This window comes from Cloacibacillus sp. (genome assembly GCA_036655895.1).
Lineage (GTDB): Bacteria > Synergistota > Synergistia > Synergistales > Synergistaceae > JAVVPF01.
This window is the reverse complement of sequence record JAVVPF010000005.1, coordinates 1-16,127: the sequence shown is the minus strand read 5'-3', so window position 1 is coordinate 16,127 and position 16,127 is coordinate 1. Positions and strand designations below refer to the sequence as shown.

Below are 16,127 nucleotides of genomic sequence, written 5' to 3'. Positions count from 1 at the left end.
ATCACACTTCTTTTTAAGAAAAATTCTCAGAAACCGCGCCGTTTGTCACGGTATAGACGGCGCCTGGAAACGAGGCCGCAGATTCAGCAGTAGCTGCGAATACCTGCGTACGCCTTGCAGTGAGCGCGTCAAAAAGCAGCGCGCGCCCGATGTCGTCAAGCTCCGCCGTCACCTCGTCCAAAAGCAGCACTGGCGAGCGGCCCGTCTTTCGCCTCACTCCGTCCGCCGCGCAGAGCAAAAGCGCTATCGCGGTGCGCCTCCGCAGCCCGCGGCTTTGCGAGTCGGCGGCAAGACGTCCTCCCGCGGTGATTATGACGTCGTCGCGGTGCGGGCCTACAAGCGGAAATTTCAAAGCGCTTTCCCGCTCCCTATTGGCAAAAACGGCTCTTGCGTAATCCTCTTCGTGTTCCTGACAAAATCCAGCGCCTCCGCGCTTCAAGGAAAGCTCTATTTTCGCCGGCGTAAGATCCGAAAGGTCGTCGAGGCACGAAGAAAGCAGCCGGACTCCCTCTTCGCGCATCTTCCATATCCAGGAGGCAAGAGGCATAAGGACGCGGTCCGCGACAAGTGAAGGCATTCCGCGTTTTAAAAACTGCGCCTTCTGGCGGACTCCGCGCCTGTATTCCGAAAGCCGCAGAGCGTATGACGGAATGATTATCGCAAGCAGCATATCTATCAGCCTGCGCCTTGACGCGGAGGCGCCTTCGATTATCGACATGTCCTCGGGAAGAAAGGTGAGTACCGGTATCTTCCACCTGAGGTCCGAGGCGCTCGTCGTCTTTTCGTCTATTTTCAGCATGAAGCGCTTTGCTATTTTGACTCTGATTATCTCTTTTGACTCAAGCTCGCCGGTAAGCTGTATCTCCTGCGAGCCGCTGTTCCACGAGGCAAGAGACGAGGCTTTCGCCCCCCCGTCAAGCGGGCCCCAGCCGGATATTATGTTTATGCCTTCAAGGATGTTCGTCTTTCCGGCGCCGTTTTTGCCCGTTAGCAGATTGAGCCCCGGGGACCATCTCATCTCCCGGGGCTCTATGTTTTTAAAGTTGTTGAATCTTACCCGACTAAATCCCATCTGTCCCGTCTGAATCAGGATCGGCCGCTCTGAGCTCGGCCTCGGTGAGGTTTATCGGCGCTATAAGGCAGAGGAAATCGTCGCTTGCGCTTCGTTTGACCGCCATGTGGCCCGCCTGTCCGTTGAAGGAAAGCTTGACGTCAGGCTCGCGGAGCACCTTAAGCGCTTCAAGGAAGAACTTGGAATTTATTGCAATGCGAAGTTCCGCGCCGCTTATGTCCGCCGCCACCTCTTCCTTGGCCTGTCCGAAGTCAGGCGCCTTCGCGCGGAGCATCAGGCTCTCTCCCGGAACTATGTCCATGATTACCATTCGGTTGAAATCGCGGACGATTACGTCTGCGCGTTCAAGCGCGGAGATGAGCGCGCCGCGGTCTGTAAGTACCTCAAGCGTGCTGCCTTTCGGCAATATCTTCTCGTAGGGGGGAAATTTTGATTCGACGCGGCGCACGGTAAATTCAAGTGAGTCGGTCTTGAAATAAAACTGCGCGCTGTCGTAAAGGACGGAGACAGTCGTATCTGGAGCAAGCGACGAAAGGATGCGCTGAAGCTCCTTCACGCCCTTCATCGGAAGCAGCGCTGAGGCGTCTCCGCCTGGTTCCGTTACAGATACGGAGGCAAGCGCGAGGCGTCTCGTATCGGTGGAGACGACGTCCAGCCTGTTTTGAACTATCTGGAGATTAGCGGAGGAGAGGTAAAGCGGAAATTCCTCGCCGGAAGAGGCGGCAAGCGTACCTTCGTCTAGCACGCGCGCAAGCTCTGAGGCGGAAACGGTGCAGAACGGACGTGCTTTTTCGGAGCTTGGAAGCACTGGAAACTCAGCAAGCGGATAGGTCGAGAAATTATATTTGCTCTTGCCGGCACGCAGAGTGACCTTGCCCTCTTTGACCTCAAGCGTAAATTCCTCTCCAGGCGCCTTTTTGAAAAGGTCGCTCACCATCTTTATCGGAAATACCGCGTCTCCAGGTTCATAGACGGTTATCCCGGAGGTGCGGCAGATTACGGAGGTCTTGATGTCGGTCGCCTGCAAAGTGACCTCATCAGGCCCAGCCTTAAGCAGGATCGATGAAAGAATGCTGACGGACCCGGTTGTCGAGGTGCTCCTCTCGGCAAGACCCCAGCTTGCGAGAAACAGTTTTTTATTGATGGTAAGCTTCATGACGTCCCCTCCTATTAATACACCTTATTTAAATAAAAAATCGTATTCGTCGTAGTAGTGGCTGTGGAAATGTGGATTTCTCGTGTAAATCCGCTCCCTGCCGACTTTTTCGATGTGGAGAAGTATTTAGTTATCCTCAAAACTTATCCACAGTATACACATTTTTTGTGTGGAAAATTGCGAGAGTAAAACTGCCCACAAAATAATCCACCAAAATGTGGTGAAAAATTATAATTTATTCACAATGTTATCCACAAATGATCGGACGCGAAGGTCGCTCTTGATAAGCTCCGTTATTTTCCGGCATGCGTGGATGACAACAGTATGGTCTTTCTTGTTGAACGCATAGGCTATCTGGATAAGCGCCTCGCTTGTTTTGTTGCGCGCGACGTACATAGCGGTCTGGCGTGCGAGCGCGAGATCTGCCGTTCTTTTTTTGGAAAGCAGTTCGTCCATCGAAAAGCCGAACGCCTCCGCTGTAAGCTGCTGTATGAGGCCTATGCTGACCGCGCCTGTCGGGTGCTCTTTTATGAGGTCCTTCAGCCAGACGCCGGCGTTTTCGATGTTTATCGGCTCGTGGTTGAGGTCGGAGCAGGCGACGATCCTGTTCAAAGAGCCTTCAAGCTCCCTTATGTTGCTTGGGATGTTCTGCGCTATGAACATAATGACGTCGTCCGGGATGTTCATGTATTTTTTCATCTCGGCCTTTTTTTGGAGGATTGCGACGCGCGTTTCAAGATCCGGCGGCTGGATGTCGGTCACTAGACCCCATTCAAAACGCGAAACGAGCCTGTCGGCTATGCCGTCTATGTCCTTTGGAGGACGGTCCGCGCTTATTATTATCTGTTTTTTTGCGTCATGCAGAGTGTTGAAGGTCCAGAAAAACTCCTCCTGCGTCTGCTCTTTGCCGGCGATGAACTGCACGTCGTCTATCATCAGCACGTCCAGCTCGCGATAGCGCGCTCTGAACTCCTGATTTGTATTGTTTCTTATTGCCGTGATAAGGTCGTTTGTGAATTTTTCCGCGCTCACGTAGAGTATTTTTGTATTCTGGTTCGCGGCCTCGATGTGATGTCCTATGGCGTGCATAAGATGCGTCTTGCCAAGGCCGACCTTTCCCCAGATGAAGAAAGGGTTGTAGGTGTTGCCTGGAGATTCGGCGACAGCAAGGCTCGCGGCGTGCGGAAGCCTGTTTGACTTGCCGACTACGAAGGAGGAAAATACATAATTTGGATTGAGCCCGTTGCGTCCGGCCGACGTTTTTTGCGGTTCCGGAAGGCGAGGTTCTGAGAGCCGGCTTTCCTTATCGGTTGGAAAGGCGGTCTCAACAGGCACCTTGAGCTGTATGTCCGACCCGAAGCTCGTCTCGACCAAAAGCTCCTTCATCCGCGGCAGATACCGTTTCGCTATCTGATCCATTGCGAATTGTGTGGCCACGTCCAGCACCAGCACCCCCCCGTCAAGGGAGATGGGCATACAGGTCTGGAGATATATCTCGGCGGTCTTGTCCTCAGGCCCGAGTTTCTCAAGACAATATTTGTAATACTCTTTCCAAATTATATCTAAATCTTTCGACATTCACTTCACTCCAAAAGAAGAGCATTATTGATATTCTTCCAACTAAAGATTTTATCATGAATCGGCCAAACAAAAAAATAAAAATGCTCACTTCAAACGACAAGGCGGTCATTTTTTGATTTTGGCGCCCCTCTCTTTATCTTCGGCGTTCATAGGTAGGAAAGCACATAGAGGGCGACGCGTCAACACCGCAAGCCGAAAAAACAAAAGAAATACACAAAACTTATACACATATCCACATTATAATCCACAGAGCTGTAGACAAATCTAAAAATCCAGTCGTCTCAACGTAAAAATTTTGTAAATGTAAAAATCAGACAATTTGATTTTTGTTGATTTCCTACATTGCGATGGGAAAAATGGAAAATCACAGTAGTCTGTGGATATATGGGGATGATGTGGATAATATACATACTATATATTTTTATTGAACTAGAAACACTTACTATTTTTATCTCAGTAAAAACTATAAAGCGCGGCGCTCACGTAAATTACGCAGCTTTTTATCAAATAGGGGAATATTATACACATGATGTGAATAGATTTTGTGTTTAGTTTTCCCCAATTCAGAAAACTAAGCCTTTTCCATTTACTTCCCGTCGTTTTCTGCCTCGGATAAGGAAACAAAAGCGTTATAAGAGATTGATTAATGCTGATGAATATAAAGAAAAAAATCGCGGGAAGATAAATCGAAGCTCTTTGATCTATCTTCCCGCCTTTAAGGGGCCTGTGAGTATTTATGTAAGCAAAAACGCCGGTGGAGTTATTATTTTTTCCAGCTCCAGCGCCAGCCTTTTTCTATTTTTTGCGGATGCCCGGTAAGTATCGCCTCGTTCTGGTTCATCGTTATGTTTTCAAATTCCACCGGGAAGGTGATCTTTGAAAAGGCCAAAAGCGGATTGACGCGTCCGGTCACCAGCTCCGTTATGTTCTGCGGCTGCTTGATATTTTCCGCGTACAGCTCTGTCTCTTCAAGATATACGCCGTCTTTTTTCAGTCCGAGGCGTCCTGTGGCCATCAAGTTCAGCTTCAGCGTAATAAATACTGCGTTCATCTCAAAGACGCCCTTTGCCGTATAACCGTTTTTCGCGAATGAAAAGCGCAGTTCCTTGAAACCCCGCACCTCCGGGCCCGCCGCAAAATATTTGTTGACGTCCGATACCTTGAGCGTCATCTCGCCCTTTGAGGCCGTGATGAGGTCCGCAAGCGCCTCGCCGCCTGCGGTATTTGCGTCGGGAAGTTTTCTAAGCTGCGCCCTCAGCTTCAGGCTTTCTACCCTTATGCCGGAAAGGAGGGCGCCCGTGCATTCGACCCACGCCTCTTTTTCATCCTCCGCCACCGTCACTTCGATTTTTTCCGGCGCCAGCTCCGCCGCGAGCATCGTTCCAATTTTTTCGGCCGCCGCCGCGCCGCGTTCCGCCGCGCAGGCTCCTTGCGCAAAGCAGGCGAAAATCAGCGCGCATAGTATCGCCGCAGTTTTTTTCATCAATGATATGCCCCCAGCTTCCTGTTAGTATTAACCCGTCTATTTTATTACTTATTCCTTCTTTAGTCATTTGGCCTTAAAATAAACGAAGGTGTCAAAGATTTGTTTTTTTCACGATATATGTTATATTATCTGATATATCTGTTATCTAGATATATGTGCGCGAAATGGTTGAGTTGATCGAATGATTGCCGCCTAAACCAGCAAATGAAATTGGAGATTGAAATATGAGCCTGACTCAATTATTCTTTTTCTTTTTTAGAATAAGCGCCGTCACCTTCGGAGGCGGCATCGTCATACTCGGCATGGTCCAGCTCGAAGAGGAAAAAAGAGGCGATATAGACCCGGAGGTCTTTGCCGATATGGTGAGCCTCGCCGCCTCGATGCCGGGGCCGATCGCCGTATCCATAGCATGGCTCATGGGGCGCCATTACAAGGGGCTTTCAGGCAGCCTTGCGGCCGTAGCCGGCGCAGTTCTTCCTCCGTTTCTCATCATACTTTTTCTTTCTCCGTTCATCATCAAATATTCCGACCTGCCAGCGGTCCGCGGCTTTTTTCACGGCGTGCTCGCCGGCACGAGCGCTATAATCGTGCTTGTAATTTTCGACAACGTAAAGTCTGCGCTTTTGGGCAAGTGGTGGAACCTCGTGCCCTTTTTGCTCGTCATATCGCTCATAGGAGTGCTGCATATCCATCCGCTCTTTGCCATGGCCGGAGTCATCGCGCTGCAGTTCGCGCATGAAAGGTTCGTCTCCTGATGGGGCGCGTCATCCTTGAACTCGTCTGGGCCTTTATGCAGGTCGGCATCACCGCCTTCGGCGGCGGCCTTTCCACGCTGCCGCTCATAGAATATCAGCTTGTCACCAAAAACGCGTGGATGACGGCCGAACAGTTCAATCAGATGGTCGCCGTCTCTCAGGTGACGCCGGGGCCTATCGCTATAAACGCGGCCACCTTCGCGGGCTACGAAAAGGCGGGCGTCATTGGGTCGTTCGCCGCTACTCTTGCGCTCGTAGCGGCGCCAGTCGCCGCCCTCTGCGTCGTCCTAGCCGTGCTCAAACGCGTCTCCCCGGAGGGCAGCCGCGCCTTTAAGATGATGCTGCGCCCAGTCGTAGCTGGGCTGCTTACTCTGTCTCTCGTTTCGCCGTTTTCGGCGACATTAAGAAATGGATTTTTCGCGGTAGCGCTCTTCTGCGCCGGCGTTCTTTTGATAAAGTACTGTAAGTTTTTTAAGGATCATCCCGCCGCTATGCTCGTATCGTTTGGAGCGATAGGCGCGATTTTTCTTTCGTGACGCGCGAAAAATGAAAAGTAAATAAAATTTTACTTTTTATTTTTGGTTTGGAACAAAAGAGCTAAATAGTATTTTTTTAGACTATGCTGCCGGGGGAAATTTTAAAATCTGCACTAAAAAAGGGGGATAACAAGAAAGAGAAGGTTCTCTGACCAATTGTGACCTGAGTTTGGTGCCAAAGATTTTCGAACCATGATAATTTAATAGGTGAAAGTGTTGCGCCCGTCTTTGCCATTGTGAAAAAAATAATATGAAAGTTTATTTTTTATAATTTATGGCAAAACGGCTTTAGGAACGGCCATGTAATTGTGTAAAATAGATTGACGAAATAGGATGTTTGTTGTAACTTATTTTTAGTCAGTGCTTTTTATATACTGTTTTACACATTACAATTTCAGGCAGAGGGAAGGAGGCGCGTTTGGGCTGCGTAATGTTGTAAGCAAGAGTTTTTTCTGATCCGAAACTTTAACAGAGTCACCAAATATTTACGATTCTGAAGGGAGAGTTTTTTCGTGAAAAAATTTGCACTTATGCTTGCAGTATTGTTCCTGTTTGTAGCCACAGTATGCCCTGCAACGGCCGCCCCTGTAACATTCCGCTTCGCGGGCCAGTCGCCGCCTGATCACATGGCGACGAAGACGATGGACGCCATGGCGAAGGAAATCACTCAGAAGACAAACGGACGCGTAGAGATCAAAGTATATCCCGCAAGCCAGCTTGGAAACTATTCGCTGGTCATGGAAGAGATGATCCGCGGCACAGTCGACATGGCCTGCATGTCGGTCGCTACGGACTTTGACCCACGCCTTGAAATAATCTACACAAACGGATTTGTAACAGGTTATGAATCAGCGAAGAAGGAGCTCGTCCCTGGGGCGTGGCTTCCGGAAAAACTAAATGAATTCACGTCAAAGCTCGGCGTGCGTCTTATCGGCTCCTACGTTGAAGGATTCATCGGAATCGGTTCAACGAAGCCCGTCAAAGAGCCGCTCAACCCGAAGGTCGACAAGGGCGTTCTCACCCGCGTACCGAACATGGTAGTCTATACGCTCGGCGCAAAAGCAATGGGCTATCGTCCGATAACCATCCCGTATCCCGACGTTTATCAGTCAATGCAGACCGGCGTCTGCGACGCAGTTGACGGATATCCGACAGCAGCCGCCTACACGATCCTTGGCGACGTTATCAAAAACTGGTACGCGACGAACTACTCGATGGAATATCTTGCCTACATGGTAAGCGACAAGTCATGGAAGAAACTGACCCCCGAAGATCAGAAGGTCTTCATGGACGTAGCGAAGAAATACACGCTGAAATCCATCGACAACGCGAAGGCTGAAGACGAGAAGTACATGAAGCTCATGGAGAAGAAGGGCATCAAAGTCCACAGGTACACAGAAGCACAGCTGAAGCCGATAAAGGACGCCTGCGTTTCGACATGGGAAGAAGTCGGCAAGGCCGGTACCGGTGTAGAGCTTATGAAGGAATTCAAGAAAAATCTCGGCGGCAAATAATATTTAATAAAACTTATGGGCAAACGATATTTGCCGTAATGGTAACAATAAAGAAAAGCCGGAGCGCCCATATATAAAGGGCCTCAGGCTTTTCTTTTCTGAAAGGAGTTGCGTACATGTCCTTGGGAGAAGAGATAAAGGATATCAAGGTGGAGCCTTGTATACCGGCGGATGAAGAGGTTCAGTCGTCCGTAAGAAAACCAAAATGCTTTTTTGATAAGCTCACCATAAGCATCTATTCAATGATCTGCTTTACGATGTGCATGCTGCTTACCGTCATAATAAGCGCCGCTACAGTAATGAGATACGTTTTTGAAATGGACCTTTACGGCTATGAGGAATGGATAAAGATATTCGCCTTCTGGCTCTATTTCATGGGCGCGGGATACGGAGCCTTCGCGGGTTCGCACGTTTCCGCGGACCTTGTCCAGTCCTACGTCAAAGAGGGGACCCCAAAAAGGCTGCTCATGTGCGTGAAGACATTTATCACGCTTACCGTGACGCTTCTTTTCACAAAATACGGCTGGGATTATCTCGTCTTCGGATTTATGGGACCGCTTGGCACTGGCGTCGCGATACCGCGTACAGTCGCCTGGCGTATTCCGCTGTGGACAGCATATATCTCGATTTTCCTGGGGCTTCTGTCCATGTCCTACTATTTCCTTTGGGACTTTATAAGGGCGGCTCAAGCTCTGATTTCGGGAGGTAAAAACAAATGATTTATATAGCATTGATAATACTCATAGCAACACTCGTAATAGGCGTTCCAGTGCCTGTAAGCTTCATGGCTTCATGCGCGTGGCTCATATTCTTCGGCGGCCCAGATATGACGGGCTATCAGCCGACCCAGCTTCTGCCTTATGGCTTCACTCAGATGAATTCCGTCTCGCTCATAGCTATTGCGATGTTCATACTGGCCGGCGGCATCATGGAGCGCGGACGCATCGCTGAAAAGCTAATCGATATGGTCGACGTCTTCGTTGGACACATCAAGGGCGGACTCGGTATCGTCGGCACAGTCTCCTGCGCGGTATTCGGCTCGATCTGCGGCGCCGCCTGCGCGACGCTCTCCTGCATCGGCGCCATCATGTTCCCGCGTTTCAGGCAGGGCGGATATCCTATGGGACACGCCTGCGCGCTGATGGCAAACGCCTCTCTGCTTGGACTGCTCATCCCGCCGAACGCCACGCTCATCATCTTCGCGTGGATAAGCGGCATCTCGGTGCTGGCCTGTTTCCTCTCGACGATAGGCCCAGGCATCGTGACCACGATCCTTATCTCGCTGGTCAACGTCTGGATGCTTCGCGACAATAAGCAGGTCTTCGTCACACAGAAGCGCACAGGCAAAGACCGTATGGATATGTTCCTTTCACGCGGACGCCTCGCCATCCCCGCCCTCTTTATGCCTGTAATGGTGCTTGGCGGCATCTACGGCGGCGTAATGACGACGACGGAAGCCTCGGCGCTGGCGGTGCTCTACTGCATCCCGATAGGCCTCTACGTCTATAAAGGGCTCACATGGAAGTCGCTCTATCTCATCGTCGTGGAATGCTCCATTACGACAGGCGTCATCATGGTAATGCTCTATTCCGTCTCAATGCTCTCAAGGCTCTACATACTTGAGGACCTTCCCGGAAAGGTGCTCTACCTCTTCTATTCCATCTCCACCAACAAGTGGGTCATCATGTTCATGATCAACGTCTTCCTCGTTCTGATGGGGATGCTCATGGACGACATCAGCGTCGTCGTACTCACTACGCCGATACTGCTGCCGATAATAATGGAACTTGGCATCAACCCCGTCCATTACGCGGCGGTCGTTGGCGTCAACACCGCGCTTGGCTGCATAACGCCGCCTGCGGCGCCAGTCTTGTACCTCTCCGGCCGAGTTGGAGGGGCCGCCATCAACGAGATAATGAAACCGGCGCTCACCTTCATGGTGCTCTGCTGGATACCGGTGCTGCTCGTAACGGCCTACATACCGAAGCTCGTTCTCTTCATGCCGCACTTCATTCTCGGCGTGCCGTGGTGATCTGAATCAAAACAACAAAAGCGCCCCTTCATCGGGGCGCTTTTTTAATGGCCTTTAGGATATAATAGAGAATAAGAGGCCCGGTATAAGAGGCGGCTAGATCAAGTTAAATCGATAGATGAAGGACGGCAAAAAAAATGTTTTACAGAGATTTGTTTGCATCGTTATGTTTTATATTTTTCGCAATAGCGCTTGCGACGCAGCACCCATACTTTTATTTCGGCGCGATGATGTCCGCCTGTTTTTCCATAACTGCAAAAAAGAAGCTGTGGGAAAATCCGTCGTGGTCCGACGCCTTCTACGACAAGGTTGAAAAATGGGTGGACGACAAAGTTGAGGCGGCCCAGCCGCACACGGAGTTCCAGGAAGACGAAGAGATAAAGCCGCTGCCGCCGCTTGAGAAAAAGTAAAACCGTCACAACAAATAAAAGCCGCTAGATAGCGGCTTTTTTCATCTCTTGCGCTAAAGGAAAAGGGCGCGCAGCCCGCCGCTGTACACAAGGCAAAAGGCATCCATGATATATCATGGACGCCTTTTATTATTGGTATCGTATTGTTTATGCGGAGACGGGCTGCGAGCTTTTTTCTTCCGCAGCGTTCACAGGCGGCATTGGGGGCAGCACGCGCGGCGGGCGTGAGTCCGTTATGGCCTTTACGGGGCACTTTGTGGCGCACAGGCCGCAGTTTATGCAGGTCGCGGGGTCTATCTGCGCAAGCGCGCCGTTTAACGTAGCGGCTTTGACGGGGCAGACCTTGGCGCAGATGCCGCACCCTATGCAGCCCACGGAGCAGACCTGTTTTACCAGCGGGCCTTTCAGCGGGTTACTGCAGGCGACCTGGACCTTTGATTTCCTGGGGACGAGCGTGATGACGCTGCGCGGACATTCGTTTACGCAGGCGCCGCATGCGACGCATTTTTCCGGGTCGACTTTAGCTACGCCGTCCGCTATTTTCACTGCGCCAAAGGCGCAGACAGAGACGCAGGTGCCAAAGCCCATGCAGCCGAAGGTGCAGGCGCTGGGGCCCTTGCCAGGCACTACAGCGGCCTCGCGGCAGTCGTGGACGCCCATATAGACGCAGTCCTTGACGGTCTTCTGCGTCGTGCCCTGACATTTTACGTAGGCCACCATCGGTTCGGCCTCCTCGGCCGCTACGCCCAAAATGGCGGCTATTTCCGCCGCTACTTCGGGGCCTGCCGCGGCGCAGAGGTTAGGTTTCGCGCCGGCGTTGACGCAGGCGTCGGCGTAGCCGTCGCAGCCGGGAAATCCGCAGCCGCCGCAGTTGGCGCCGGGAAGTTTCGCGCGTATCTCACTCTGGCGCGGGTCGACCTCGACCTTGAATTTTTCGGAGGCGAAAGCAAGGAGGCCGCCGAAGACTACTCCCAGGCCGCCCATTACAAGCATTGGATAGAGCATACCTTCCATAATCATTCCTCCTTACTTGATGAGGCCGTTGAAGCCCATGAAGGCTATCGACATGAGCCCCGCCGTCACCAGCGCTATCGGAAGCCCGCGCAGGCAGCGCGGCATCTCCGTGTTCATCTCAATGCGTTCGCGGATGCCGGCCATCAGCACGATGGCGAGCAAAAAGCCCGCGGATGAGCCTACCGCGTTTACGATCGACTCAAGCAGTCCGTATTTTTCGTTCATGTTTATGACTGCCACGCCGAGCACGGCGCAGTTTGTCGTAATGAGCGGGAGGAAGATGCCAAGCGACTTGTAAAGCCCCGGCATCACCTTTTTGAGCACTATCTCTACGAACTGGACGAGCGCCGCTATTATCAGTATGAAGGCCAGCGTGTAGAGATATTCGAGCCCCATCGGAACGAGGATGAACTCATAGGCCAGCCATGTCATTATCGCGGCGAAGGTGGTTACGAATACGACCGCGACGCCCATGCCCTTCGCCGTCTCAAGCTGGCTTGAGACCCCAAGGAAGGGGCAGCAGCCGAGAAAGCGCGCGAGCAGTATGTTCTGTACGAAAATGGAGCTTATAAACAGTGCGAGGTAGGACATTATTTAACGGCCTCCTTTGTTTCAGCGGCCGATTTAGCGCAGACGACCTTTGCGTCGCCGCCGCCGCAGATATTTTTCAGCGAGCAGCCGGAACAGGCGCTGAGCTGCTGCCAGCCGTCAAATGACGACGGGATGCCCTCGTTTGCCTTCTCTTCTTTTTTTATCTGATGATTGCGGAAGAGCGCCATCAGTATGCCCAGCGTGATGAAGCCGCCAGGGGCCAGGATGACGAGAAGCGCCGGCTGGTAGAGCGCGGCGGGAAGCAGCGTATGTCCAAAGACGCTGCCGTTGCCGAGCAGTTCGCGTATAGCGCCTATGACGGTGAGGGCCAAAGTGAAGCCGAGCCCCATTCCAAGGCCGTCAAATAGCGAGTCTACGACGCCGTTTTTGAAGGCGAAGGCCTCAGCGCGCGCGAGAATTATGCAGTTGACGACGATGAGCGGTATGAATATGCCAAGCGACTGGTTCAGCGCCGGAGCATATCCTGAGATCAGAAGCTGTACCACCGTTACGAAGCCCGCTATCACTACGATGAAGGCCGGGATGCGTATCTCGTCCGGTATGAACTTCCTGATGGCGGAGACGGCGACGTTTGAGCCCATCAGAACGGCGGTAGCCGCAAGGCCCATGCCGATGCCGTTTATGGCGCTCGACGTTACTGCGAGCGTCGGGCACATGCCGAGCACCAGCACGAAGGTCGGGTTTTCCGTTATTATGCCGTTTGTGATCAGTTTAAGAGGATTCTGCATCGTCCTATTCCCCCTTCTGGCTTGCCGAGCTTGCGGCGTCGGGCTTATCGTCTTCCGCAGGCGCAGCGGCGCCCTGTATGTCGCGCTTCAAATATTTGGTGGCCGCGTTGACTCCGGAGGCCACGGCGCGCGAGGTTATCGTGGCTCCCGATATGGCCTGTATCTGATCATCCGCTTCGACGGGAGTCTTGGAGACGAATATCTCCTCGACCTTCTTCAGCTTGAACTGTTCGGTGAAGGCCGCGTCTACCGCCTTCGCGCCGAGTCCCGGAGTTTCCGTGTGCGCCAGTATCTTGATGTTTGTCACCTGGGCGTCGGGCGTCATGCCTACTACGAGAGTGATGAGGCCGCCGTATCCCTTCGGCGTCACAGTGAAGTTGTAGCCTATCAGTTTTCCGTCGGCCGTGCCTTCGTAGGCGTCTTTTACGATGCCGGAGCCTGGCTTGACGGGTATTTCTTTGAACGCTGTTGCGCCCGGCAGCGTCGAGGCCAGAGCTTCGTTCTTTTCGCGAAGCTGCGTCAGGCGTATAGGTTCAAGCGTCAGAGTGTAGACGCCGCCAAGAATGATGCCGGTGACGGCCGTTATTATAAAAAGCACAAGTCCCAGCCTTAAGATTTTAGCCATTTTTCTTCACCTCTCCAAAGATGTGCGGCTTTGTAAAACGGTCTATGAGCGGCACAACGAGGTTCATTATCAAAATAGAGTAGGAGACGCCCTCTGGATATCCGCCCCATGTGCGTATGAGCGCGGTCAGAAGTCCGCAGCCCGCGGCGAAGATCATCTGCCCTTTGACTGTTATCGGCGACGTCGTGTAGTCGGTTGCCATGAAGATGGCGCCAAGCAGCAGGCCGCCCGTCAGCACCTCGTAAACTGGGCCGACCGGTCTGCCGTATACCGTGCATAGCACCGCCACCGTCGCCACGTAGATGACTGGTATCTGCCATTTTATGATGTCTTTCGCAAGCAGGATGCCAAAGCCGATAAGCAGCGCTATAGCCGAAGTTTCTCCGATGCAGCCTCCGATGTTGCCGATAAAGAGGTTTTGAAGGCTCGGCAGCTTGTCCACCGCGCCCATTTTGATGAGGGCAAGCGGAGTCGCGCCGGATACGCCGTCAAGCGTCCATGTAGTCATGGGCACGGGCCAGCTTGTCAGCATCGCGGCGCGCGCGGCAAGCGCAGGGTTCACGAAGTTCGCCCCAAGTCCGCCGTACATCTGCTTAACTATTATTATGGCAAAGGCAGAACCGGCCGCCGCCATCCAGAAGGGGATGGTCGGCGGCAGATTGTAGGCAAGAAGCAGTCCCGTCACCGCGGCGGAAAGGTCGGATACCGTCACGGGACGTTTTGTCAGCTTTTCCCAGAGATATTCAAAAAACACGCACGACGCGACGCAGACTGCCATGACGGCCGCCGCGCGAAGCCCGAAGAAGTAGACTCCCGCCAAGCCCGCCGGGGCGAGCGCCGCTAGCACCCAGCCCATTATCTTGGGCGTCTCAAGCGGTGAGTGTATATGCGGGGAGCTTGATACTACCAGTAATCTTTCCATTATTTAGCAGCCGCCTTTCTGCGCATTGCGTTGACCGAAGCCTTGCCGTCGCGGCAGCCCTGGGTCAGCGGGCGGTTTGCCGGACACATGTAGGTGCAGCTTCCGCATTCGATGCAGTTCATGCCGCCCTCCTGTTCAAAACGGTCGTAAAGACGCGCGTGTACAAGCGGGTCGAGCGCGCTTGGCACAAGTCCCATCGGGCAGGCGGTGACGCAGCGCCCGCAATGCAGACAGGCCGTGATGGGCCGCAGCATCGCCGAATTTGCCGTAAGGGCAAGGATGCCCGACGTGCCCTTTACGACAGGTACGTCGATGGAGCGCATTGACGTGCCCATCATCGGGCCGCCGGAAAGTATTTTCACAGGCTGTTCTCGGAAGCCGCCGGCAAGCTCTATCAGCTCGCGCACGCAGGTACCAAGAGGCGTCTTTATGTTTTTCGGCCGCGCTATCGCGTCTCCCGTTACCGTCACTATACGTTCGACCGCGGGCTTTCCCTCTACGATCGCCTCGTATATCTGGTGCGTCGTGCGGACGTTGAAGATTATGCAGCCTACGTCGGCCGGCAGCTTTGAAAGCGGATATTCCTGCCCGGTGATAGCCTCTATGAGCATTTTCTCAGCGCCCTGCGGGTATTTCACCATAAGGGGCTGCACCGTCATGTTGTTGAAGCCGCCCTTTACGATCGCGTCGTTCATAGCGGCGATCGCCGCGGGTTTGTTGTTTTCGATTGCTATTACGCCCTCCGCCCCGGGGAAGAGACGCAGCATCAGCCGGAGGCCTTTGAGTATCTTGTCCGTCTCCTCAAGCATCAGCCTGTTGTCGCAGTTGAGGTACGGCTCGCATTCCACGCCGTTTATGATAAGCCATTTGATCTTAGCGGTCGGAGGCGGCGAAAGTTTTACCGCGGCCGGGAAGGTGGCGCCGCCGAAGCCGACTATTCCGGCATCCCGCACGCGTTTGATATATTCCTTCGGGTCGGCGCTTTCGTAATTTTCAAGGGGCTTCCATTCCGGCGCCAGTTCGTAAAGCCCGTCGTTTTCAACGACCACGCAGTTCTCAAAGAGTCCCGGCGTCGTCATCCTCATGGCGACCTCTTTGACTGTGCCGGAGACGCTCGACAGTATCGGTGCGGAGACGAAGGCGTCGTTGTTGCCGACGCGTGTGCCGACAAGCACACGGTCTCCCTTGGCCACCACGGGCGAGCAAGGAGCGCCTATGTTCTGCGCCATTGGAAAAACCAGCTCTCCGGTTGGAAGATATGACTCGATCTCCTCATTTACGGTTAAATCTTTGTTCTGCGGCGGATGTATTCCTCCCCAGAATGTCGGAAGCCTCATTAAATCGTTCCTCCTTATATATATGGTAAAAAATTTTAGTAAAGTCACTCTCAGCGAATAACCAACCATAAATCCAAAGCATTATTCTATCATTTATGTCGAAAAACAGAAGTATTTTATGTAAGGAAAAAAGGCGCTTTCACAAATAAACAAAAGAAAAAGCATCGGTCAATAGGTCCAAATTCCAAAGATATATACGGTAAAAAGGGCCGTTTTATAATTTTCTTAAAAAATTATCCAATTTCGCATAAAATATACCTCATAAAACATTTAAAAGAATTTTTAATTATGAAAAATTTGAATACTTAAGGCCGCCATAAAGATGGCGGCCGTTTAGCGCAGCGCTG

16 protein-coding genes are annotated in these 16,127 nt (G+C 52.4%); 6 read left to right on the top strand and 10 right to left on the bottom strand.

Features of this window, described 5'->3' with window-relative positions; all coding sequences use genetic code 11:
• Positions 1–13 precede the first annotated feature (13 nt).
• The 4 genes from recF to RRY12_02775 all read right to left on the bottom strand — a co-directional run bounded on the left by recF (position 14) and on the right by RRY12_02775 (position 5,295).
• Positions 14–1,072, bottom strand: coding sequence for a DNA replication and repair protein RecF (recF, locus tag RRY12_02790; protein MEG2183581.1), 1,059 nt, complete (start codon positions 1,070–1,072; stop codon positions 14–16).
• Positions 1,062–2,228: a DNA polymerase III subunit beta gene (dnaN, locus tag RRY12_02785; protein ID MEG2183580.1), complete on the bottom strand. Its 1,167-nt coding sequence runs from the start codon at positions 2,226–2,228 to the stop codon at positions 1,062–1,064. Before dnaN ends, recF begins: the two co-directional genes overlap by 11 nt.
• Before the next feature lie 228 nt (positions 2,229–2,456).
• Positions 2,457–3,806: a chromosomal replication initiator protein DnaA gene (gene dnaA / locus RRY12_02780; protein MEG2183579.1), complete on the bottom strand. Its 1,350-nt coding sequence runs from the start codon at positions 3,804–3,806 to the stop codon at positions 2,457–2,459.
• Positions 3,807–4,572: 766 nt separating this feature from the next.
• A complete protein-coding gene (locus RRY12_02775; protein MEG2183578.1) occupies positions 4,573–5,295 on the bottom strand; it encodes a hypothetical protein in 723 nt (240 codons plus the stop codon).
• A gap of 224 nt (positions 5,296–5,519) precedes the next feature.
• Between RRY12_02775 and RRY12_02770 the strand changes: the two genes are divergently transcribed.
• From RRY12_02770 to RRY12_02745, 6 genes are all read left to right on the top strand, one after another.
• Positions 5,520–6,050, top strand: coding sequence for a chromate transporter (locus tag RRY12_02770; protein MEG2183577.1), 531 nt, complete (start codon positions 5,520–5,522; stop codon positions 6,048–6,050).
• Entirely contained in the window at positions 6,050–6,586 is a 537-nt protein-coding gene (locus tag RRY12_02765; GenBank protein MEG2183576.1) for a chromate transporter, read from the top strand. Before RRY12_02770 ends, RRY12_02765 begins: the two co-directional genes overlap by 1 nt.
• Before the next feature lie 512 nt (positions 6,587–7,098).
• A complete protein-coding gene (dctP, locus tag RRY12_02760; GenBank protein ID MEG2183575.1) occupies positions 7,099–8,100 on the top strand; it encodes a TRAP transporter substrate-binding protein DctP in 1,002 nt (333 codons plus the stop codon).
• Between the two features lie 116 nt (positions 8,101–8,216).
• Positions 8,217–8,819, top strand: a complete 603-nt coding sequence (locus RRY12_02755) for a TRAP transporter small permease subunit (GenBank protein MEG2183574.1) — start codon at positions 8,217–8,219, stop codon at positions 8,817–8,819.
• Complete coding sequence (locus RRY12_02750; GenBank protein ID MEG2183573.1) at positions 8,816–10,132, top strand: TRAP transporter large permease; 1,317 nt, start codon at positions 8,816–8,818, stop codon at positions 10,130–10,132. The genes RRY12_02755 and RRY12_02750 overlap by 4 nt, the downstream gene beginning before the upstream one ends.
• 137 nt (positions 10,133–10,269) lie before the next feature.
• Positions 10,270–10,542: a hypothetical protein gene (locus RRY12_02745; protein ID MEG2183572.1), complete on the top strand. Its 273-nt coding sequence runs from the start codon at positions 10,270–10,272 to the stop codon at positions 10,540–10,542.
• A gap of 147 nt (positions 10,543–10,689) precedes the next feature.
• Here RRY12_02745 and RRY12_02740 read toward each other — a convergent pair whose 3' ends face one another.
• From RRY12_02740 to rsxC, 6 genes are read right to left on the bottom strand one after another with little or no spacing between them, the layout of a single operon-like run.
• Positions 10,690–11,556 carry an RnfABCDGE type electron transport complex subunit B gene (locus RRY12_02740; protein MEG2183571.1) on the bottom strand — a complete coding sequence of 289 codons (867 nt, stop codon included), beginning with the start codon at positions 11,554–11,556 and terminating at the stop codon, positions 10,690–10,692.
• A 12-nt stretch (positions 11,557–11,568) separates the two neighbouring features.
• Positions 11,569–12,147, bottom strand: coding sequence for an electron transport complex subunit RsxA (gene rsxA / locus RRY12_02735; GenBank protein ID MEG2183570.1), 579 nt, complete (start codon positions 12,145–12,147; stop codon positions 11,569–11,571).
• Positions 12,147–12,896: an electron transport complex subunit E gene (locus tag RRY12_02730; protein ID MEG2183569.1), complete on the bottom strand. Its 750-nt coding sequence runs from the start codon at positions 12,894–12,896 to the stop codon at positions 12,147–12,149. The genes rsxA and RRY12_02730 overlap by 1 nt, the downstream gene beginning before the upstream one ends.
• Positions 12,897–12,900: 4 nt before the next feature.
• Complete coding sequence (locus RRY12_02725; GenBank protein MEG2183568.1) at positions 12,901–13,521, bottom strand: RnfABCDGE type electron transport complex subunit G; 621 nt, start codon at positions 13,519–13,521, stop codon at positions 12,901–12,903.
• Entirely contained in the window at positions 13,514–14,443 is a 930-nt protein-coding gene (locus RRY12_02720) for an RnfABCDGE type electron transport complex subunit D (protein MEG2183567.1), read from the bottom strand. The genes RRY12_02725 and RRY12_02720 overlap by 8 nt, the downstream gene beginning before the upstream one ends.
• Positions 14,443–15,780: an electron transport complex subunit RsxC gene (gene rsxC / locus RRY12_02715; GenBank protein ID MEG2183566.1), complete on the bottom strand. Its 1,338-nt coding sequence runs from the start codon at positions 15,778–15,780 to the stop codon at positions 14,443–14,445. Before rsxC ends, RRY12_02720 begins: the two co-directional genes overlap by 1 nt.
• Positions 15,781–16,127 lie beyond the last annotated feature (347 nt).

Coding starts and splice junctions, on each gene's coding strand:
- RRY12_02720 (MEG2183567.1), bottom strand. CDS start 14,443: ATGGAAAGATTACTGGTAGTATCAAGCTCCCCGCATATACACTCACCG.
- RRY12_02750 (MEG2183573.1), top strand. CDS start 8,816: ATGATTTATATAGCATTGATAATACTCATAGCAACACTCGTAATAGGC.
- RRY12_02725 (MEG2183568.1), bottom strand. CDS start 13,521: ATGGCTAAAATCTTAAGGCTGGGACTTGTGCTTTTTATAATAACGGCC.
- RRY12_02740 (MEG2183571.1), bottom strand. CDS start 11,556: ATGGAAGGTATGCTCTATCCAATGCTTGTAATGGGCGGCCTGGGAGTA.
- rsxA (MEG2183570.1), bottom strand. CDS start 12,147: ATGTCCTACCTCGCACTGTTTATAAGCTCCATTTTCGTACAGAACATA.
- recF (MEG2183581.1), bottom strand. CDS start 1,072: ATGGGATTTAGTCGGGTAAGATTCAACAACTTTAAAAACATAGAGCCC.
- RRY12_02755 (MEG2183574.1), top strand. CDS start 8,217: ATGTCCTTGGGAGAAGAGATAAAGGATATCAAGGTGGAGCCTTGTATA.
- RRY12_02770 (MEG2183577.1), top strand. CDS start 5,520: ATGAGCCTGACTCAATTATTCTTTTTCTTTTTTAGAATAAGCGCCGTC.
- RRY12_02765 (MEG2183576.1), top strand. CDS start 6,050: ATGGGGCGCGTCATCCTTGAACTCGTCTGGGCCTTTATGCAGGTCGGC.
- dnaA (MEG2183579.1), bottom strand. CDS start 3,806: ATGTCGAAAGATTTAGATATAATTTGGAAAGAGTATTACAAATATTGT.
- rsxC (MEG2183566.1), bottom strand. CDS start 15,780: ATGAGGCTTCCGACATTCTGGGGAGGAATACATCCGCCGCAGAACAAA.
- dnaN (MEG2183580.1), bottom strand. CDS start 2,228: ATGAAGCTTACCATCAATAAAAAACTGTTTCTCGCAAGCTGGGGTCTT.
- RRY12_02745 (MEG2183572.1), top strand. CDS start 10,270: ATGTTTTACAGAGATTTGTTTGCATCGTTATGTTTTATATTTTTCGCA.
- RRY12_02730 (MEG2183569.1), bottom strand. CDS start 12,896: ATGCAGAATCCTCTTAAACTGATCACAAACGGCATAATAACGGAAAAC.